This window comes from Streptomyces xanthophaeus (assembly GCF_000725805.1).
Lineage (GTDB): Bacteria > Actinomycetota > Actinomycetes > Streptomycetales > Streptomycetaceae > Streptomyces > Streptomyces xanthophaeus.
The window spans coordinates 1-18,106 of the sequence record NZ_JOFT01000056.1; the positions used below are offsets into that span (position 1 = coordinate 1).

An 18,106-nucleotide genomic window follows, 5' to 3' on the forward strand; every position below is an offset into this window, starting at 1 on the left:
CGAAGCCCCCCTCAGCCCCACGCCCCCCACACCACAACCCCCACCCCCACCGAAACCCCCTGGCACCCCCCGGCCCCGCGCGGCAGGATCGGGCGGTGATCCTTTCTCATGATGTGGACGGGCCCGTCGGTGGCCCCGCTGTGGTCCTGTTGCACTCCTCCGTCTGTGACCGGCGCATGTGGGAGCCCCAGTGGCGGCCCCTCGCCGAAGCCGGGTTCCGGGTGGTCCGTGCGGACTTCCGGACCTGTGGGGAGTCCCCCGCCGCCAGAGCCCCGTACAGCGACGAGGGTGACGTGCGGGCCCTGCTGGACCACCTCGGCGTGGAGCGGGCCGCGCTGGTCGGGAGCTCCTACGGGGGCCGGGTCGCCCTGCAGGTGGCCGCGCTGCACCCGGAGCGGGTCAGCTCGATGGTGCTGCTGTGCCCCGGCCGCCCCGGGCACGTGGCGGGGCCTGAGCTGCGGGAGTTCGGGGCCACCGAGGACGCCCTGCTGGAGGCGGGCGACCTGGCCGGCGCGGTCGAGCTCAATGTCCGGACCTGGCTCGGGCCGGATGCCGATGCTTCGGTGCGGGACCTCGTACGGGCCATGCAGCTGGGGAACTTCGAGGCCTGCCTGGCCGTCACCGAGGACCACGAGCTCCCCGAGCCCCCCGTCGACCTGGCCGCCGTCACCGCGCCCGTCCTGGCCGTCGGCGGGGCCCATGACGTGCCGGACTTCCGCCGCATCGCCGCCGAGCTCCCTGAGCTCGTCCCGGGCGCCCGCCATCAGGAGCTGCCCTGGGCGGGCCATCTGCCGTCCCTGGAGCGCCCCGTGGAGGTCACGGGCCTGCTCCTGGACTTCCTGGGCCCCGGCGCCTCCTCGAACCGGAGCTGACGTGCTGCTGGCCTGGATCGCCGAGATCGCCGACGACCCGCTGGTCCTGGACCCGGCCGACCGGGCCCGGGAGATGTCGGTCAACACCTGGCTGTTGTGCTGCGGCGACGGGGAGGATCCGGCGGCCCTGCCCCCGGCCGAGCTGCCCTTCGGGGCGGTTACGCCCTCTGGGGGGACCTGACCGTCATCGTCGGGGCCTTTCTCTACGACTCCCCCCCGGCCTCGTCCCGTGGGCCGAACTGCGGGAGGACCCCGCCGAGGAACCGTCCGAGCCCTTCCCCCCCCTTGCGGTCCGGGCCCTCCCCCTCACCGGGGACTGATGGCCCGGACCCCACCCCACCCTTCGCTTGAACCTGTTCAAAAATAGGTCTACAGTCAGTCATGCCAACGAGTTGAACACGTTCAAGGGGGCTGAGGGCAATGGACCTCACCGTGGTCGCGTACGTCATCTACCTGCTCATCAGCATCGGGCTCACCGTCTGGGTGGCCCGCACGCTCAGCCGTAACGGACGCGTCTTCATAGGCGACGTCCTCCAGGGGAACGAGAAGCTCGCCGACGCCGTGAACCAGCTCCTGGTGGTCGGCTTCTACCTGGTGAACATCGGCTTCGTGACGCTCTACCTGCGCTCGACCGAGGACATACTCCAGGCCCGCGACCTCTTCGAGGCGCTGTCGGTCAAGCTCGGTGTGGTCCTGCTGGTCCTCGGCGTCATGCACCTCGGCAACGTCTGGGTGCTCAACAAGATGCGCCGCCGCGGCATCATGGAGCGCAGCCAGGTCCCGCCGGTCGCCCCCCAGGGGTGGACCGCACCGGCCGGGGTCTGACCGGTGGCCCGCCCGGGAGTGGTCCGCAGCCTGACGGTCCTGTACGACGCCAACTGTCCGCTCTGCGTGCACATCAGGCACTGGCTGATGGGCCAGCACCAGATCGTCCCGATCGCCCTGGTGCCCGCCGCGTCCGTCGAGGCGCGGCGGCGCTTCCCCCGGCTCGACCACGCGTCCACGCTGCGGGAGATCACCGTCGTCGGGGACACGGGTCACGTGTGGACGGGGACGGACGCCTTCATCATGTGCCTCTGGGCACTGACCGCACACCGGCCCAGGGCGGTGTGGCTGTCCACGCCGGCCGGCCGCCCCTTCGCCAGGGCGGCGATGTACGCGGCCTCCGCGTGGCGGCAGGCGGTGCGGACCGACGGGGTGGAGGAACCGGCTTGTGACGACCTTTGCCCCGTCCCCGGATAGGCTCGTGCACCGTGACTGATCAGAAGGCTCCCAAGAGCGAGCAGACCCGCACGCTCATCCTCGAAACCGCGCTCCGTCTCTTCCAGGAGCGTGGTTTCGACAAGACGACGATGCGGGGTATCGCGAAGGAGGCCGGTGTCTCGGTCGGCAACGCCTATTACTACTTCGAATCGAAGGAACACCTGGTCCAGGGGTTCTACGACCGGATCGGCGCGGCCCATCAGGCGGCGGTCCGGCCGATCCTGGACAGCGAGACCGATCTGCAGAAGCGGCTCGCGGGCGTGCTGACGAGCTGGATGGACATCGCGGCCCCCTACCACGAGTTCGCGTCCCAGTTCTTCAAGAACGCGGCGGACCCAGAGAGTCCGCTCAGCCCGTTCTCGCCGGAATCGGAGCCTGCGCGACAGGCGGCGATCAACATCCACCGCGAGGTGCTGGCGGGGGCGAAGACGAAGGTGCCGGCCGAACTGGCCGACGTACTGCCGGAGCTGATGTGGCTCTCGCAGATGGGCCTGGTCCTCTACTGGGTCTTCGACCGTTCGCCGAACAGCGAGAAGACCCGGCGGCTCGCCGACCGCGGCGCGCAGCTGACGACGCGGGGCATCGTCCTGGCCCGGTTCCGGGTGCTGCGGCCGCTGGTGCGGGAGGTGCACGAGCTGTTCGCGGACTTCCTTCCGGGCATGGCCCAGACGGCCGTCTCGACCAAGAAGGCATCCGCCGCGTCCCGGGGCCGGGACGCGGACGAGGACCCGGCCTCGGGCCCGGGCCCGGACGCCGCCACCGCCTAGAGCCAGTTGAGTTCCCACAGCCGCCAGACGCCGGTGCCGTCGGAGAGGTACTGGGCTCCGGTGACGGCCTCGCGGGACATGACGTAGTCCTTCTTCTGCCAGATCGGCACCATCGGGGCCTGCTGGGTGACCATCTTCTGGAGCTCGCGGAAGTCGGCGGCCGCCTCGCCCCGGTCCGAGAAGGACTGGGTGCGGGCGATCAGGGCGTCGATGTTCTTGTCGGAGAAGCCGTTGTTCATGGAGGAGTCGGCGCCGACGAGCGGGGAGAGGAAGTTGTCCGCGTCGGGGAAGTCGGCGATCCAGCCGATGGTGTAGGCATCGAACTCTCCGGCGGCGTAGGCCTTCTGGAAGTCGGTCCACTCCTCGACCGGCTTGAGGGTCAGCTGGAAGAGCCCGGTGGACTCCAGCTGCCGCTTGAGCTCCTCGGCCTCGGGGAGGTTGGCTCCGCGGGTGTTGACGCCGAGGCTGACCGGGACCGGGGTGGTGATGCCGGCGTCCTTCAGGAGCTTCTTGGCGGTGGCCCCGTTGGGCGCCGGGTAGGTGTCGAAGAACGGCGTGCCGTGTGCGGCGACGCCCGCCGGTACGAGGGAGTACAGCGGGGTGACCGTGCCCTTGTAGACGTCGGTCGCCACCTTGGAACGGTCGAGGACGGCGGCGACGGCCTGGCGCACGGCGGGTGCGGCGGTGGTGGATCCCTGGCGGACGTTGAAGACCATGGACCGGGTCTCGGTGCCGCCGGAGGCCTGGTAACGGGTGTCCTTCAGCCCCGGGTTGAGCGCCGCGAGCACCTCCGGGGGCATCTCCCGGTGCGCGACCTCGACGTCGCGGCTCTTCCAGGCCTGGTCGAGCTGGGCCGAGTCCTTGAAGTACTTGACGGTGACCGGTACGTGGGCGGGCTTGCCCTGGCCCTTGTACGAGGCGTTCGGCTTGAGCTCGACGCTCGCGCCCTCCTTGTACCGGGAGAGCGTGTACGGGCCGGAGCCGTCGACCTTGCCGCCCTCGCGCAGGGCCTTGGCCGGGTACTTCTCCCGGTCCACGATCGAGGCGGCACCCGTGGCGATCTTGAAGGGGAAGGTGGCGTCGGGGGCGGACAGGTTGAAGGTGACCATCCGGCCGTCGGCCTTGACCGAGTCCAGGGTGTTGAAGAGGGGTGCCGGACCCTGCTCGGAGTTGATCTCCTTGATGCGGTCGAAGGAGAACTTGACGTCCTCGGCGGTGATCGCGCGGCCGTTGGAGAACTTCACGTCGGGCCGGAGTTCGCACTGGTAGGTGGTGAGCTTGTGGCCGACGAAGTTGCAGGTGGAGGCGGCGTCGGGCGCGGGGGTGTCGGAGCCGGGCTTGATGGTCAGCAGGGCCTGGTAGACGTTGCTGAACAGGGCCCAGGAACCGGCGTCGTACGCCCCGGCGGGGTCCAGGGAGGACAGGACGTCGCTCGTGCCGACCCGGATGGCACCGCTGCCGTTGCCGTCCTCGGGCAGCAGCTGCCAGGCGGCCGCACCGGCCAGGCCGAGGACCAGCCCGGCCGCAATGATCTTAGAGCGGACAGACCGCATCCCTTGAACCCCACCCTTGTACCGGAGACAGCGGTGCGCTGTCCGATTACCGGTCATCCCATCACGGAATATCGGCCACCGGAAGGCTCCACATCACCGGCCCACGGGTCGTTATGCCAGGTCAGGCCTGATATGAGGCGAGTTCTACGACCGTGATGTCGGACGGTGCACCGACCCGGACCGGCGGCCCCCAGGCGCCCGCCCCCCGGGACACGTACAGCTGGGTGTCCCCGTACCGCTCCAGGCCGGCGACGGTGGGATTGGCGAGTTCGGCGAGGTAGTTCCCCGGCCAGAGCTGCCCGCCGTGGGTGTGTCCCGAGAGCTGGAGGTCCACGCCGTGCCGGACGGCGTCGTGGATGACGACCGGCTGGTGCGCCAGCAGGACGGCGGCGCGCGAGCGGTCCCGGTCACCGAGGGCGGCGGCGAAGTCGGGGCCCTGCCCCTCGGTCTCGCCCGCGATGTCGTTCACGCCGGCCAGGTCGAAGTGCGGCAGTGCCCGCCGGGCGTTCTCCAGGGGGGTCAGGCCCAGCTCGCGGACGTGGTCGATCCAGGGCTGCGCCCCGGAGAAGTACTCGTGGTTGCCGGTGACGAAGTACGCACCGTGGCGGGCGGTCAGACCGCGCAGCGGTTCGGCGGCGGACCCGAGGTCCTCGACGGTGCCGTCGACCAGGTCGCCGACGATCGCGATGAGGTCGGGCTGGGTGCGGTTCACGGCCTCGACGATGCGCCGGCTGTGGGCGCTGCCGAGGACCGGACCCAGGTGGACGTCGCTGACGACGGCGATCCGGAATCCGTGGGCCGCGCGCGGCAGCTTGGCGAGGGGCACGTGGACGCGCTTGACGCTGGGGCCGCGCAGGACCCCGTACGCCCCGTTTCCGACGGTGGCCAGCGCAACGGCCGCGGCCGCCCCGCCGACCGTGCGCGCGACGAACCGGCGGCGGCTCAGCGGCAGCCCGGGGGCGGAGTCCGCCGCGGGGCCGGAGCCCTGCGGCGCGGGAGCCGCCTCCGGTGCCGGTGCGCCCGGACCGTCCGCTGCGGGTGCGGGCGCCGGCGCCTCGGGGCCGGGCTGCGCGGCGCCGTTCGCGAGGGCCGCCACGGCCTCCACGGCGGCCGGTTCGGCCTCCGGTGCGCCCGCGGAGGGGTACCGGTGGGCCAGACGGCGGAGCAACAGCGCGCGGATCGGCTCCGCCACCAGCATCGTCAGGGTCAGGTAGAGGAGCACCGCCAGCCAGAGGTACCCCGGCCACGCCACCGTCTGCTGGAGCAGGAACGGGGCTCCGGCGCGGCCCGAGGTCAGGGCGGCCACAGAGAGGAGGGGCAGCGCGATGGCCAAGGCCGTGCCGATACGCCGGGGCAGGCCGCCGGGGACGGTGGTGTCCCGGACCAGGCGGATCCAGAGCCAGCGGTGCACGACGACCAGCAGGGCGAGGACCGCCAGCGCGACCAGGACGAAGATCACGATCTTCATGCGCCGGCCCCCGTACCCGCGTCCCTGCCGGCGCCCGGGTCGGACGGCGCATCCGCAGGTGATCCGCGCCGCAGGGCCCGGACCCCACGCAACCCGATCACACCGACGGCCGTCCCCAGGAGAAAGGACGTCACCGCGAGGACCAGGTGCACCCAGAAGTAGGACGTGGGGTCACCCGCCGCATCGAACGCGAGGCCACTGCCGTTCTTCCACAGGTTCCGGACGAAAGACACCCAGATGACCCAGCTCCACACTCCGAAGGAGAGCAGGAACCAGGAGGCGGCACGGCTGAGTTTCATGCCCCCAGTATCGGATTCCTCCCCGGTACGGACGCGCCGGGGTGGGCTGTCCCGGCAGTGGTTGCGCACAATTGGCCGGTCCGCGACGGCGTACAGCCCATCGGGATGTACTTTCACCTGCGTGTCTGCCAAAAAGACCGCGCTGACGGTCCTTTCCGCCGCGCTGCTGGTGCCCGCGATGCTCGTGGCGCCCGCCCACGCCGTGCCCCCGCCGTCCACCCCGCCGGCCGACGGGAAGGGCCAGCCGCCGAAGGCCCCGGCGGCGCCCGCGCCGCCCGCGTCGATGTCCACGGTCGGCGGGTCCCTGCTGGGTCAGCCGGGGACGCAGGTGAACCTGCTGCCGGGGGCGCCCGCCCTCCCGGCGAACCTCTCCGGGCGGTCCTGGATCGTGGCGGACGCGGAGTCCGGCGAGGTGCTGGCCTCCCACAACGCGCACTGGCGGCTGCCCCCGGCCTCCACCATGAAGATGCTCTTCGCGGACACCGTGCTGCCCAGCCTCCCCAAGGAGCAGGTCCACAAGGTCACCGACCAGGACATGGAGGGCGTCGGTCCGGGCAGCAGCCTGGTCGGCGTGAAGGAGGACCACGAGTACAGCGTCCACGACCTGTGGCTGGGGGTGTTCCTGCGGTCGGGCAACGACGCCGTGCACGTTCTTTCGGCCATGAACGGCGGCATCGACAAGACCGTCAGGGACATGCAGGCGCACGCCGAGGAGCTCCAGGCACTGGACACCCACGTGGTCTCCCCCGACGGGTACGACTCGCCGGAGCAGGTGTCCAGTGCCTACGACCTGACCCTCATCGCCCGGTCCGGACTGCAGAAACAGGACTTCCGGGAGTACTGCGGCACGGTCGAGGCGAAGTTCCCCGGCCTGCAGGAGCCGGGCAAGCCGCGCGACTTCTTCGAGATCCAGAACACCAATCGGCTGATGACGGGTGCCAGCGGGCTCTCCCCCTACAAGGGGATCGCGGGGGTGAAGAACGGCAACACCACCATGGCCGGCTCCACCTTCACCGGCGCAGCCCAGCAGGGCTCCAAGAAGCTGCTGGTCACGGTGATGAACCCGGGCACCGGCGGTGCCAACTCGGTGTACGAGGAGACGGCGGCGCTCTTCGACTGGGGCTTCGCGGCGGCCGGCAAGGTCAAGCCGGTGGGTGAGCTGGTCCCGCCGAAGGGCGCGGACACCAAGTCCCACGGCTCCCCGGCCCAGTCCCACGAGAACAGCCCGTCGGCGGACGGCGGTGCGGGCGGCAGCGGGATCGGCACCGCGCTCGGCGTCGCGGGCGGAGCGCTGGCCGTCCTTGCGGGCGGTGCCTTCGTGGTGAACCGGCGCTGGCCGCGCGGCCGCCGGGGCCGGGACGAGGAGCTGGTCTAGGAGGCGGACGGGGACGGGGCCGCGGACGGGGAGCGGGGCTCGGACGGGCCGGCGGCGTCGGGCTCCGGTGCGTCCTCGGTACCGTCCTCGGCGCCGTCCCCGTCCCCGTCGTCGCGCGTCGCCGTCCAGGACGCCACGTAGAGCAGCAGTTTCGCGGTGAAGTTGATCCAGAGCAGCAGGGCGATCGGCACGCCGAACGCCCCGTACATGCTCTTCGCGGCGACCTCCCGCATGTAGCCGCTCAGCAGCAGCTTCAGCAGTTCGAAGCCCGCCGCGCCGATCAGGGCGGCCTGGATCAGGCGCATGCGCGGCGGGTCCACGCCGGGCAGCAGGGTCAGGACGTAGAGCAGCAGGACGAAGGCGGCCACGACGCCGACGAGGAAGGCACCGCCGCGCAGCAGGGCGCCGCCCGCGCCCTCGCGCGGGATGTGCAGCCATTCGGCGGACTTCCCGACGGCGCTGGCCCCGAAGATCGAGGCGGCGGCCGAGGCCAGGCCCACGCCGCCGAGGCCGAGGAGGACCAGGCCGTCCTTGCCCTTGCGGACGAAGGGATTCCCCTCGTCCTCGTCGTCCTTGTCCCACACCGCGCGCAGGCAGTCCCGCATCGAGCCGACCCAGCCGATGCCGGTGAAGAGCAGGATCACGCCGGCGACGAGGCCGACCGTGCCCGCGTTGGCGACGAGCGCGTCGAGGTCGAGCTGGTCGGAGATGCCGGGGACCTGTTCGGCGAGGCTCTTCTGGAGCCTGTCGAGCTGTTCCTGGCTGAGCAGCGCCGCGCCCACGGCGGCGGCCACGGTGATCAGCGGGAAGAGGGCGAGGAAGCTGATGAAGGTGATCGCGGCGGCGAGCCGGGTCCAGTGCACGCGGTCGAGCCGCTCGTAGGAGCGCCACGCGTGCGTCCGCATCAGGCGGGCTGCCAGTGGCCCGATCACCGGAATCTTCGTCAGCCAGTCCATAGCGTCACCGTAATTGAGCCGCCGCAAATAGCCGGGATTGTCGTTTCCGGGGACTACGGTCGTCGATTGTGACTTTTCGCGAAGTGCCCCGGACGGGCCGTCCGTTCCACTCCCTGGTCCTGCGCGGGCTCAGGTTCCGCACCCGTCGGGCCCTGCGGCCGCTGCGTCAGGAGGGCCGTACGGTCGCCTCGGCCGCGGTGTCGGCGGCTGAGCCCAGCTGTGCCGGGACGCCCGCCGGCCCGGTCCCGAAAGGGTATTCGCGCAGCTTGCGCCACACCCCGTCCGAGCCTTGTTCGTAGAGGGCGAAGCCCGTGCAGATCCACTCGGCGGCGTAGTCGGCGAGGGCCGTGAAGGCCACGTCCATCGCTTCCTCGGAGATCCCGTGGGCGACCGTGACGTGCGGGTGGTACGGGAAGGCCAGCTCGCGGCTCAGCGGCCCGTCGGGGTCGCGGACCAGGCCCTGGAGCCGGGTGCAGCCGGGGGCGCCTTCGACGATCTGGACGAAGACCACCGGCGAGAGGGGGCGGAAGGTGCCCGTCCCGGCCAGCCGCATGGCGAAGGAGCGGAAGGCGGAGGCGACCGCGGCCAGGTGGGCCCGGATCTCCGGGAGCCGGTCCGCGTCCACCTCGGTGGGCGGGACGAGGGTGACGTGCGTGGGGATGCCGTGCGCGGCGGCGTCCCCGAAGCCCGCGCGCAGCTCCTGGAGCTGGCTGCCGTAGGGCTCCGGGACCGCGATCGAAACGCCGAGCGTTACGGTCCCCACGAGTGACTCCTCCGTTTGTCTGCTTGGGTGCTGCCGCCCCAGTGTGGCGCCAGCACCCCCCGTCCCGCCAGGTCCTCTTGTCCGTCAGTGCTTGGCGGGCAGGAAACCGAGGCGGTCGTAGGTCTGTGCGAGGGTCTCGGCGGCGACCGCGCGGGCCTTCTCCGCGCCCTTGGCCAGCAAGGAGTCCAGGGTCTCGGGGTCGTCGAGGTACTCCTGGGTGCGCTGCTTGAAGGGTGTGACGAAGTCGACCATCACAGCGGCCAGGTCGGTCTTCAGCGCGCCGTAGCCCTTGCCCTCGTACTGGGCCTCCAGGGCGGGGATCGTCTCGCCCGTAAGGGTGGAGTAGATCGTGAGCAGGTTGCTGACGCCGGGCTTCTTCTCCGTGTCGAAGCGGACCTCCGCCTCGGTGTCGGTGACCGCGCTCTTGATCTTCTTCTCGGTGACCTTGGGCTCGTCGAGGAGGTTGATCAGGCCCTTGGGCGAGGAGGCCGACTTCGACATCTTGATCGCCGGGTCCTGGAGGTCGTAGATCTTCGCGACCTCCTTGACGATGTGCGCGGCGGGCAGGGTGAAGGTCTGGCCGAAGCGCTGGTTGAAGCGCTCGGCGAGGTCGCGGGTCAGCTCGATGTGCTGGCGCTGGTCCTCGCCGACCGGGACGGCGTCCGCCTGGTAGAGCAGGATGTCGGCGACCTGGAGGATCGGGTACGTGAACAGGCCGACGGTGGCGTTGTTGACGCCGCCCTTGGCGGACTTGTCCTTGAACTGCGTCATCCGGCTGGCCTCGCCGAAACCGGTGATGCAGTTCATGACCCAGCCGAGCTGCGCGTGCTCGGGCACGTGGCTCTGGATGAAGAGCGTGCAGCGCTCGGGGTCCAGGCCGGCGGCGAGGAGCTGGGCGGCGGAGAGCCGGGTGTTCGCGCGGAGTTCCTTGGGATCCTGCGGCATGGTGATCGCGTGCAGGTCGACGACCATGTAGAAGGCGTCGTGCGTCTCCTGCAGGGCCACGTACTGGCGAATGGCTCCGAGGTAGTTCCCGAGGTGGAACGAACCGGAGGTGGGCTGGATGCCGGAGAGCGCGCGAGGACGATCAGAAGCCATGGCTCCATTCTCTCAGGTGCCGGGGCGGGCTCGGGCCCGCCGCTGGCTTGATCCATCCGGGGCGCTCCGGCCCGGTCCGTGCCGCGCCGGGGTACCGGGCGGTAGCGGGGAGGCCGGATCTTGCCCCGGCCGAGCGACCGCTTTGCCCTGCCGCCGCACGGCGCTGCCGGGGGCTCGGCTCCGCCCCCGGCGGCCGGGCCGCAGGGCTACGACAACGGCAGGCCCGGGGCGGGGTGGGCGGACATGAGGTCGGTGACCTCGGCCCGGATCGCGGCGAGGGCCCGCTCGTCACCCTTGGCGGCGGCGTCCACCGCGCGGGAGATCCAGTCGGCGACCTGCGGCATGTGGTCCACCCCGAGCCCCCGCGAGGTCAGCGACGGGGTGCCGATGCGGATGCCCGAGGGGTCGAAGGGCTTGCGGGTGTCGAAGGGCACCGTGTTGTAGTTCACGACGATCCCGGCCCGGTCCAGGGCCTTGGCCGCGGTCTTGCCCGGGACGGCCTTGCCGGTGAGGTCGATCAGGATCAGGTGGTTGTCGGTGCCGCCGGAGACCAGGTCGAAGCCCCGCTCCAGCAGCTGGGCGGCCAGCGCCTTCGCGTTGGCGACCACCGCGTGCGCGTACGCGGTGAAGGACGGCTGGGCCGCCTCGTGCAGGGCGACCGCGATGCCCGCCGTCGTCTGGTTGTGCGGGCCGCCCTGGAGGCCCGGGAAGACCGCCTTGTCGATGGCCTTGGCGTGCTCCTCGCGGCACATCAGCATCGCGCCGCGCGGGCCGCGCAGGGTCTTGTGGGTGGTGGTGGAGATGACGTCCACGTGCCCGGCCGGGGACGGGTGCGCGCCGCCCGCGATCAGACCGGCGATGTGCGCCACGTCGGCGACCAGCACCGAGCCCGCCTCCTCGGCGATGGACGCGAAGGCCGCGAAGTCGATCGTGCGCGGGAGGGCGGTGCCGCCACAGAAGAGGATCTTCGGCCGTTCGGCGAGCGCCAGGTCGCGCACGGCGTCGTAGTCGATGAGCCCGGTGTCCTGCTGGACGCCGTACTGCACGCCGCGGAACCAGGAGCCCGTCGCCGAGACGCCCCAGCCGTGGGTGAGGTGGCCGCCCATCGGCAGGGCCATGCCCATCACCGTGTCGCCGGGCTTCGCGAAGGCCAGGTAGACGGCGAGGTTGGCCGGCGAGCCGGAGTACGGCTGCACGTTGGCGTGGTCCACGCCGAACAGGCCCTTCGCCCGCTCGATCGCCAGGGCTTCGACGCGGTCGATGTTCTGCTGGCCCTCGTAGTAACGGCGGCCGGGGTAACCCTCGCTGTACTTGTTCTGCAGGACCGTGCCGGAGGCTTCGAGGACGGCCGCGGACACGTAGTTCTCACTGGGGATCAGGCGCAGGGTCTGCGCCTGCAGGACTTCCTCCGCTGCGACGAAGGACGCCAGTTCGGGGTCGGTCGCAAGAAGGGCGGGACGGCGGCTCGCGGACATGGCGGGCTCCTCCGGGGTCGATTGGATCGGTACCCCGCGAGGCCCAGGCGAGCGGCCTTGTATGCGGTCGAGCGCGCACGACTCCCCCGGAGTTCGGTCTCCGTACGCCAGTCGCCGTGCGTAGCGCTCACCTTAGCGGGCGTGTCACGGGAGAGGTTTCTGAGTCCGGCATACGAGCGACGATAGGAAGGTGACGCCACTCACGTCACCGGCTCACCCGGCAAGACGGACGATCGGAGACCCCGTGTCGACAACTGCTGATGCCATCCGCTCCGCCGAAGCGCACAGTGCGCACACCTACCACCCGCTGCCCGTGGTCGTCGCCTCCGCGGACGGCGCGTGGATGACCGACGTGGAGGGGCGGCGCTACCTCGACATGCTGGCCGGGTACTCGGCGCTCAATTTCGGCCACGGCAACCGCCGTCTGATCGACGCCGCCCGTGCGCAGCTGGAGCGGGTCACGCTGACCTCGCGCGCCTTCCACCACGACCGCTTCGCGGAGTTCTGCAGCGAGCTCGCCGCGCTGTGCGGCAAGGAGATGGTGCTGCCGATGAACACGGGCGCGGAGGCGGTGGAGACGGCCGTCAAGATGGCCCGCAAGTGGGGCTACGAGGTCAAGGGGGTCCCGGACGGGCACGCCAAGATCGTGGTCGCGGCGGACAACTTCCACGGCCGGACGACGACGATCGTGAGCTTCTCCACCGACCACGAGGCCCGTGACCACTACGGGCCGTACACGCCGGGCTTCGAGATCGTCCCGTACGGGGACCTCACCGCCCTGGCCGCCGCGGTCACGGAGAACACCGTGGCCGTGCTGCTGGAGCCGATCCAGGGCGAGGCGGGGGTGCTGGTGCCTCCGGCCGGCTACCTGAGAGGCGTACGGGACCTCACGCGCGAGCGGAACGTGCTGTTCATCGCGGACGAGATCCAGTCGGGCCTCGGGCGGACCGGGAAGACCTTCGCGTGCGAGCACGAGGGGGTCGTCCCGGACGTGTACCTGCTCGGCAAGGCGCTGGGCGGCGGCGTGGTGCCGGTGTCGGCCGTCGTCGCCGACCGGGACGTGCTCGGGGTGTTCCGGCCGGGCCAGCACGGCTCGACCTTCGGCGGGAACCCGCTGGCCTGCGCCGTCGCCCTGGAGGTCGTCGCGATGCTCCGGACCGGCGAGTACCAGCAGCGGGCCACCGAGCTGGGCGAACACCTGCACCGGGAGCTGAACCTGCTGGTCGGCGGGGGCGCGGTGACGGCCGTGCGCGGGCGCGGGCTGTGGGCGGGCGTCGACGTCGACCCCTCGCGCGGCACGGGCCGGGAGATCTCCGAGAAGCTGATGGAGCTCGGGGTGCTCGTGAAGGACACCCACGGGTCGACGATCCGGATCGCGCCGCCGCTGGTGATCAGCAAGGAGGACCTGGACTGGGGGCTGGACCAGCTCAGGTCGGTCCTCGGCGCGTAGGACCCGCCCCGGACCGGACCCGGCCGGACCGGACCCGACCCGACGGGACCGGACCGGACCGGACCGGACCGGCTAGAGGATGACGTGGGGCAGGAAGCGGGCGTACTCGTCCGTGACCGGCCCCGCCGATTCGCGGATGCCCAGTCCCGCCGCCTCGTCCTCGACGACCCACGCGCCGAGCACCACCCGGTTGCCGTCGAAGTCGGGCAGCGGGGCCAGGGCCTGGAAGCAGTACCGCTCCCCCTCCTCGGGCACGAAGGGCTCGCCGCCCTCGCCCGCCTCGTGGAGGGTGACGCCGGCGCCCTCGCGGCCGAGCAGGGGCTTGGCCACGTACCCGCCGGCGCCCGGCTCGGCCAGCTCGCGCGGGCCGTCGAGGTAGGCGGGCAGCAGGTTCGGGTGCTCCGGGAACATCTCCCAGAGGATCGCGAGGAGCGCCTTGTTGGAGAGCAGCATCTTCCACAGCGGCTCGATCCAGCAGGTGGTGCCGGAGCCGCCGCCGTGGTCGTAGGTCCCGAGGACCTGGGGGCCGAACTCGTCGGTGGCCAGCCACTCCCACGGGTAGAGCTTGAAGCAAGTGCGGATGAAGCGGAGCTTCTCGTCCACGAACCGGCCGGAGAGGCTGTCCCAGCCGATCCGCTCGACGGAGATCGCGTCGGTGTCCAGGCCCGCCTGCTCGGCGGTCTCCTGGAGGTAGGCGACCGTCATCAGGTCCTCGCCGAGCTCGTCCGTCTCGGAGTGCGCGAAGTGCACCGGCCCGGCCGGGAGCAGTTCGGCCTGGCGGCGCCAGGCGTCGACGAGGCGCTCGTGGAGGGAGTTCCACTGGTCGGCGCCGGGGAAGCGCTCCTCCATCCAGAACCACTGCGGACTGGCCGCCTCCACCAGCGAGGTGGGGGTGTCGGCGTTGTACTCCAGCAGCTTGGCGGGGCTGCCGGTGCCGTCGTAGCGCAGGTCGAAGCGGGCGTAGAGGGAGGGCTGCTCCTCGCGCCGCCGCCAGGACTCGGCGATCAGCGCGGCCAGCTTCGGATCGGTGATGCCGAGGTCCTCGAAGCGGTCGTGCTCGACGATGTGCGCGGCCGCGGCCAGGCACATGGCGTGCAGCTCCTCGACGACGTTCTCCAGTGCCTCGACCTCGGGGAGGGAGAAGGAGTAGTAGGCGCTCTCGTCCCAGTAGGGGCGCAGCGAGTCGTCGGGGTAGCGGGTGAGGGGGTAGATGAGCCCCTGCTCCTCGACGGTCTTCTGCCAGTCGGGGCGGGGCTCGATGGTGTGCCGCTTCATGGTGCGCCGTTCCCTCGGGTTTCCGTCAGCCGCCGCTGGAGCCGGAGTGGCTCTTGCCTATGCCGCCGCGGGTGACGGCGGACTTGTCGAAGCTGCCGCCGGAGACCTTGCCGTTCGCGACGGTGCCGCCGTAGTAGTACGAGCCGCTCCCGCCGGTCTTGCACTCCTTCTTGTCCAGCTTGTTCAAGGTGGAGCGGGACGCGCAGCGCTTGTCCGGCTCGTCGCTGCTTCCGCAGGCCACGAGCGAGGCCGCGAGGAGGCCCATGCCGCCGAGTACGACGGCCCCGGAGCGCATGCGGCGCTTGCTGGTGCTGTTGTTCATGTCTGCTGCTCCCCCTAGTGGCGTGCTGCCGACAGAGTAGGTCCCGGCCCCCCGCCGATGGAATCCGGTCGCCGTGAGAACTGTGACCTAGAGTCAGTTCGTGCTGATTGGGATGGTTTGTGCGCTCGGTGCGGCGGTCTGCTTCGGTACGGCCTCCGTACTTCAGGCCATGGCGGCGCGGGCCGCGGAGCCCGGGACGGGGTCCGGCGTGGACCCGGCGCTGCTGCTGCGGGCGCTGCGGCAGTGGCGGTACATGGCCGGTCTCGGCCTGGACGGGGCCGGCTTCGTCCTCCAGATCATCGCCCTGCGCCACGTCCCGATCTACACCGTGGGGGCCGCGCTGGCCGCGAGCCTGGCGGTGACGGCCGTGGTCGCCTCGCGGCTGCTGCGGGTGCGGCTCTCGCGTATGGAGTGGGGCGCGGTGGCGGTGGTGTGCGCGGGGCTGCTGATGCTGGGGCTGGCCTCCGGGGAGGAGGGCTCGGGGACGGGCTCGCTGGCGCTGGAGCTGGGGCTGCTGGTGGTGACGGGGCTGGTGCTGCTGGTGGGCGCGGCGGCGGGGCGGCTGCCGGAGCGCTGGCGCGCGCTGGCGCTGGGCCTCGCGGCGGGCACGGGCTTCGGGGTGGTCGAGGTGGCGGTCCGCCTCATCGACGGCTTCTCCCTCGCCGAACTGCGCAATCCCGCCCTGTACGCGCTGCTGATCGGCGGCGGCGCCGCCTTCATGCTGCTGACCTCGGCGCTCCAGCGCGGCTCGGTCACGGCGGCGACGGCCGGGATGGTGCTCGGCGAGACGGTCGGGCCCGCGGTGGTGGGGGTGGTGTGGCTCGGGGACCGCACACGGGAGGGGATGGAGTGGCTGGCGGTGACGGGCTTCACCGTGGCCGTCGCGGGCGCCCTGTGCCTGGCCCGCTTCGGCGAGGCCCCGCCCCCGCCGACCCCACCGTCCCCGCCGACCGAACCGTCCCCACCGCAGGAACCGGCCCCCGCCCCCTGATCCGGACTCCACGAGCCGTGAGACGGAACACTCCGGCGCCGGGCTCCCGCCCCGGTTTTCCGGTGCGGCTGCGGCACCCCCGGGCTGCCAACGCGGCCCGGTCGCCCCTGCGTCGGCCGCCCCGTGACCGCCCGGCCGGGCCCGCGTTCGACCAGTAGGTCGGCGGGCGGAGGTCCGGTGCCGGTTTGCTAGCGTTGCGTGGACGTCCCATGGGCATTCCGGGGACGTTCCGTGGCGGCCGGGTCCCCAGCCGACGCCCGCTGACCTCGCTCGCCCCGTCGAGCCGGCCCGACCTGCGGCAGAGCGCCGCTTCACGGAAGCGAATTGACATGACGGATTTGGCACCGAACATAGTCGGCGCCCCCGCCAGTACGCCGGACGGCGCCGCAGGCGCCTCGTCCGCCGGGACCTCGAAGGCCGGGCCGGGCGGCCGCTTCGACCGCTGGACGCAGAAGCGCTGGTTCCTCCCGCTGGGGGAGGTCGTGGTCAGCGTCGTCGTCGCTCTCGGGTTCATGCTGCTCTGCACCCACATCGAGGTCAACCCCGTCACCCGGATCGGCCAGGTCAGCGGCCTCGCCAAGGTCCAGCAGTACGCGGCGCTCCTCGGCATCCCGGTCCTCGCCGTCCTTCTGTTCCTCGCTTACCGGGGCACGCTGCGCTACTACCAGGTCGCGCAGCGGCTGGTGTGCGCGGCCCTCGCGGGCCTGGGCACCGGCATCGTCGCCGGCGGCATCGCGGTCGCCCTGAACGGCACGCCGTGGGGTCTGGGCGGCCAGGAGGGCGACCCCGGCAACCTCATGGGCATGGCCAACGACATGATGCGCGGCAAGGGCCTGCCGGGGGTCTACCCCCCGCTGTTCCCCGCACTGCTCGCGCTGTGGGCCAAGGCCTTCCACAACGGCATCGCCGACGTGGGCCACGCCCTCAAGGACCTGCAGCTGATCCTCAGTGCGCTGGTCGGGCCGATGGCCTACGCCGCGTGGCGACTGCTGCTGCGCCCGTTCTGGGCGATGGCCATCGCCGTGCCGGCCTCGATCGTCTTCCTCGACCCGATCCGCCCGTACAGCCACGGCTCCATGCTCGTGCTGGTGCCGCTGCTGGCGGCCTGCTTCCGCGAGATCCGCCGGGCCGGCGAGCTCTCGACGCGTTCGGCGGTGCTGCGCGGCCTCGGCTTCGGCTCCGTGTTCGGCGTGATGTTCCTCTGGTACTCGGGCTGGTACCTGTGGGCCGCGCCGGGCTCGTTCGTCCTCGCCCTGATGCTGTTCCCGTGGCGCCGGGGCCGGATCGCGGTCAAGCGCGCCCTGCTCTTCCTCGGCACCATCCTGGTCACCGCCCTCGTGATCGGCGCACCGCTGGTGTACCAGCTGGTCCGCCTGGGAGCCACGACCAAGGACCGCTACGCGTACATCAACACCTACATCGACCCGGCCTACGTGCTGGGCTGGGCGTCCGACCGCGCCGGCAACCTGACCTACCACAACTTCCCGGTGTCGGGTGAGCTGGCCGGCCAGACCGGCTTCAGCATCATGCTGCTCCTGGGCGTGGGCATCGGCGTGGGTCTCGGCCTGCGCAACATCGCGGTCCGCACCGCGGGCTTCGTCCTCGCCGGCGCCTGGCTGCTGCGCTTCTGGTTCGCCTCCCACATGGAGCACAACCAGGCCGTCCAGCTGTACCCGCGCACCACCTGGATCATCTTCTACTGCCTGATCATCCTGGCCGTCCTCGGTCTGATGCTCACGTACGAGCGCGTCTTCGGCTGGATCCGCGGCACGCTGAAGGAGGTCGCCCCGGACCGGGCGGCCCGGATCTCGCCGCGCGCGATGTCCCAGCTCGCCGCCGGTCTGATCTGCGCGATCGCCCTGTTCGCCACCATGGGCGGCTCGTGGTCGGCCAACCGGTTCATGCCGTCCACCAATCCCGGCGTCGAGGACCTGGGCCTGGACGCGCTGCGCGCCCACCAGCAGCAGCTGGAGAACGGGCAGTGCCCCAAGTACTCGCCCAACAAGGGCAACAAGGGCTGCAAGCCGGTCAACATGAAGCTGTCCGAGTACACCTTCGGGCCGGACGAGCACAAGCTCTGGTGCGCCAACGTCGGCGACGCCTACGACGCCGTCTGCGGCCGCCCGCCGAAGAAGTAACCGCTCGGGTCCGCATGCTGCGAGGGGGAACGGCGAAGGTC

At 71.5% G+C, this 18,106-nt stretch carries 18 protein-coding genes and 1 riboswitch; of the genes, 9 read left to right on the forward strand and 9 right to left on the reverse strand.

The genetic code is table 11. The annotated features are described in order from the left end of the window. Positions 1-95: 95 nt before the first annotated feature. The 5 genes from IO30_RS0127415 (at position 96) to IO30_RS0127435 (ending at position 2,902) form a co-directional block, all read left to right on the forward strand. Positions 96-872 carry an alpha/beta fold hydrolase gene (locus tag IO30_RS0127415; protein ID WP_031147187.1) on the forward strand — a complete coding sequence of 259 codons (777 nt, stop codon included), beginning with the start codon at positions 96-98 and terminating at the stop codon, positions 870-872. A gap of 1 nt (position 873) precedes the next feature. Further along, entirely contained in the window at positions 874-1,053 is a 180-nt protein-coding gene (locus IO30_RS0127420) for a hypothetical protein (RefSeq protein WP_031147189.1), read from the forward strand. A gap of 239 nt (positions 1,054-1,292) precedes the next feature. Continuing rightward, complete coding sequence (locus IO30_RS0127425) at positions 1,293-1,697, forward strand: hypothetical protein (RefSeq protein WP_031147191.1); 405 nt, start codon at positions 1,293-1,295, stop codon at positions 1,695-1,697. 3 nt (positions 1,698-1,700) lie between these two features. After that, positions 1,701-2,114, forward strand: a complete 414-nt coding sequence (locus IO30_RS0127430) for a thiol-disulfide oxidoreductase DCC family protein (RefSeq protein ID WP_063768221.1) — start codon at positions 1,701-1,703, stop codon at positions 2,112-2,114. Positions 2,115-2,125: 11 nt separating this feature from the next. Beyond that, positions 2,126-2,902, forward strand: coding sequence for a TetR/AcrR family transcriptional regulator (locus IO30_RS0127435; protein ID WP_037895286.1), 777 nt, complete (start codon positions 2,126-2,128; stop codon positions 2,900-2,902). Here IO30_RS0127435 and IO30_RS0127440 read toward each other — a convergent pair. From IO30_RS0127440 to IO30_RS0127450, 3 genes are all read right to left on the reverse strand, one after another. Continuing rightward, entirely contained in the window at positions 2,899-4,455 is a 1,557-nt protein-coding gene (locus IO30_RS0127440; protein ID WP_031147197.1) for an ABC transporter substrate-binding protein, read from the reverse strand. The two genes, IO30_RS0127435 and IO30_RS0127440, sit on opposite strands and share 4 nt — an antisense overlap. Positions 4,456-4,576: 121 nt before the next feature. Then, positions 4,577-5,923: a metallophosphoesterase gene (locus tag IO30_RS0127445; RefSeq protein ID WP_031147199.1), complete on the reverse strand. Its 1,347-nt coding sequence runs from the start codon at positions 5,921-5,923 to the stop codon at positions 4,577-4,579. Then, positions 5,920-6,222, reverse strand: coding sequence for an SCO4848 family membrane protein (locus IO30_RS0127450; protein WP_051859570.1), 303 nt, complete (start codon positions 6,220-6,222; stop codon positions 5,920-5,922). The genes IO30_RS0127445 and IO30_RS0127450 overlap by 4 nt, the downstream gene beginning before the upstream one ends. Before the next feature lie 121 nt (positions 6,223-6,343). On the opposite strand from IO30_RS0127450, the gene IO30_RS0127455 reads away from it, so the two are divergent. Beyond that, a complete protein-coding gene (locus IO30_RS0127455; RefSeq protein ID WP_037895288.1) occupies positions 6,344-7,597 on the forward strand; it encodes a D-alanyl-D-alanine carboxypeptidase family protein in 1,254 nt (417 codons plus the stop codon). Here IO30_RS0127455 and IO30_RS0127460 read toward each other — a convergent pair. From IO30_RS0127460 to IO30_RS0127475, 4 genes are all read right to left on the reverse strand, one after another. Next, positions 7,594-8,553 (reverse strand): YihY/virulence factor BrkB family protein, encoded by a 960-nt coding sequence (locus IO30_RS0127460; protein ID WP_051859571.1) that lies wholly within the window; start codon positions 8,551-8,553, stop codon positions 7,594-7,596. The genes IO30_RS0127455 and IO30_RS0127460 overlap by 4 nt on opposite strands. A 166-nt stretch (positions 8,554-8,719) precedes the next feature. Then, entirely contained in the window at positions 8,720-9,316 is a 597-nt protein-coding gene (locus IO30_RS0127465; protein WP_031147206.1) for a 2'-5' RNA ligase family protein, read from the reverse strand. Between the two features lie 84 nt (positions 9,317-9,400). Beyond that, positions 9,401-10,414, reverse strand: a complete 1,014-nt coding sequence (gene trpS, locus IO30_RS0127470; RefSeq protein WP_031147208.1) for a tryptophan--tRNA ligase — start codon at positions 10,412-10,414, stop codon at positions 9,401-9,403. Between the two features lie 206 nt (positions 10,415-10,620). Beyond that, the gene (locus IO30_RS0127475) at positions 10,621-11,889 is read right to left on the reverse strand and encodes a serine hydroxymethyltransferase (RefSeq protein WP_031147210.1); all 1,269 of its coding nucleotides are present in this window, start codon (positions 11,887-11,889) and stop codon (positions 10,621-10,623) included. 34 nt (positions 11,890-11,923) lie between these two features. Further along, positions 11,924-12,014: riboswitch (ZMP/ZTP riboswitch) on the reverse strand. A 119-nt stretch (positions 12,015-12,133) separates the two neighbouring features. Between IO30_RS0127475 and rocD the strand changes: the two genes are divergently transcribed. Continuing rightward, positions 12,134-13,339 carry an ornithine--oxo-acid transaminase gene (gene rocD, locus IO30_RS0127480; RefSeq protein WP_031147212.1) on the forward strand — a complete coding sequence of 402 codons (1,206 nt, stop codon included), beginning with the start codon at positions 12,134-12,136 and terminating at the stop codon, positions 13,337-13,339. Between the two features lie 72 nt (positions 13,340-13,411). On the opposite strand, the gene IO30_RS0127485 is transcribed toward rocD, so the two are convergent. Further along, positions 13,412-14,614: a glutathionylspermidine synthase family protein gene (locus tag IO30_RS0127485; RefSeq protein WP_031147215.1), complete on the reverse strand. Its 1,203-nt coding sequence runs from the start codon at positions 14,612-14,614 to the stop codon at positions 13,412-13,414. Positions 14,615-14,639: 25 nt separating this feature from the next. Then, on the reverse strand, positions 14,640-14,936 hold the full coding sequence (locus IO30_RS0127490; protein ID WP_031147217.1) for a hypothetical protein: 297 nt from the start codon (positions 14,934-14,936) through the stop codon (positions 14,640-14,642). 112 nt (positions 14,937-15,048) lie between these two features. Here IO30_RS0127490 and IO30_RS0127495 point away from each other — a divergent pair, with 112 nt between their 5' ends. Together IO30_RS0127495 and IO30_RS0127500 are read left to right on the forward strand one after the other, a co-directional pair. Continuing rightward, positions 15,049-15,927, forward strand: coding sequence for a DMT family protein (locus IO30_RS0127495; RefSeq protein ID WP_037895290.1), 879 nt, complete (start codon positions 15,049-15,051; stop codon positions 15,925-15,927). A 329-nt stretch (positions 15,928-16,256) separates the two neighbouring features. After that, positions 16,257-18,065 (forward strand): hypothetical protein, encoded by a 1,809-nt coding sequence (locus IO30_RS0127500; protein WP_031147221.1) that lies wholly within the window; start codon positions 16,257-16,259, stop codon positions 18,063-18,065. The last annotated feature ends 41 nt before the right edge of the window (positions 18,066-18,106 follow it).

Coding starts and splice junctions, on each gene's coding strand:
- IO30_RS0127500 (WP_031147221.1), top strand. CDS start 16,257: ATGACGGATTTGGCACCGAACATAGTCGGCGCCCCCGCCAGTACGCCG.
- IO30_RS0127440 (WP_031147197.1), bottom strand. CDS start 4,455: ATGCGGTCTGTCCGCTCTAAGATCATTGCGGCCGGGCTGGTCCTCGGC.
- IO30_RS0127445 (WP_031147199.1), bottom strand. CDS start 5,923: ATGAAGATCGTGATCTTCGTCCTGGTCGCGCTGGCGGTCCTCGCCCTG.
- IO30_RS0127485 (WP_031147215.1), bottom strand. CDS start 14,614: ATGAAGCGGCACACCATCGAGCCCCGCCCCGACTGGCAGAAGACCGTC.
- IO30_RS0127460 (WP_051859571.1), bottom strand. CDS start 8,553: ATGGACTGGCTGACGAAGATTCCGGTGATCGGGCCACTGGCAGCCCGC.
- IO30_RS0127475 (WP_031147210.1), bottom strand. CDS start 11,889: ATGTCCGCGAGCCGCCGTCCCGCCCTTCTTGCGACCGACCCCGAACTG.
- IO30_RS0127450 (WP_051859570.1), bottom strand. CDS start 6,222: ATGAAACTCAGCCGTGCCGCCTCCTGGTTCCTGCTCTCCTTCGGAGTG.
- trpS (WP_031147208.1), bottom strand. CDS start 10,414: ATGGCTTCTGATCGTCCTCGCGCGCTCTCCGGCATCCAGCCCACCTCC.
- IO30_RS0127495 (WP_037895290.1), top strand. CDS start 15,049: ATGGTTTGTGCGCTCGGTGCGGCGGTCTGCTTCGGTACGGCCTCCGTA.
- IO30_RS0127425 (WP_031147191.1), top strand. CDS start 1,293: ATGGACCTCACCGTGGTCGCGTACGTCATCTACCTGCTCATCAGCATC.
- IO30_RS0127490 (WP_031147217.1), bottom strand. CDS start 14,936: ATGAACAACAGCACCAGCAAGCGCCGCATGCGCTCCGGGGCCGTCGTA.